The organism is Polaromonas sp. P1_G2, assembly GCF_056405515.1.
In genome coordinates this window covers 1-527 of record NZ_JBFUBY010000871.1, presented here as the reverse complement: position 1 = coordinate 527, position 527 = coordinate 1, and the positions used below count along the sequence as shown (strand labels likewise).

1 protein-coding gene is annotated in these 527 nt (G+C 63.1%); it reads right to left on the bottom strand.

What is annotated here, in order from left to right; genetic code table 11:
• Positions 1 to 172 precede the first annotated feature (172 nt).
• Positions 173 to 527 (bottom strand): S1 RNA-binding domain-containing protein (locus AC1D0P_RS28075; RefSeq protein ID WP_477679727.1); only part of this gene is annotated, 355 nt, incomplete at its 5' end.

The window sequence follows — 527 nt, the reverse complement described above, 5'->3', positions numbered from 1 at the left end:
GATCACCACCTCTCCGGCGCCGTTGGTGGGTTCCGGGCGGGCGCCCAGACGCAACACCTCGGGCGCGCCGTAGGAGGTAATTTCAACAGCTTTCATGGGGTATGCAGTTCATTTGCGCCACCGGCGCCCGATGCACGGGTGCCGGCAGCAGCAAAATCCGTCGCAGGAAGGATCAGCCGCGGTCCTGGTCCTGGGCCGGACGGTCCAGCAAGGCCTTCATCGACAGCTTGACGCGGCCTTTTTCGTCGGTCTCAAGAACCTTGACCTTGACGATCTGGCCTTCGCTCAGGTAGTCGGTGACCTTCTCGACGCGCTCGTGGGCGATCTGGCTGATGTGCAGCAGGCCGTCCTTGCCGGGCAGCAGGTTGATCAGGGCGCCGAAGTCCAGGATCTTGGTGACCGGACCTTCGTAGACCTTGCCGATTTCGACTTCAGCGGTGAYCTCGGCGATGCGGCGCTTGGCCTCGTCGGCCTTGGCGCTGTCGTTCGAGGCGATGGTGATGGTGCCGTCTTCCTCGATGTTGATC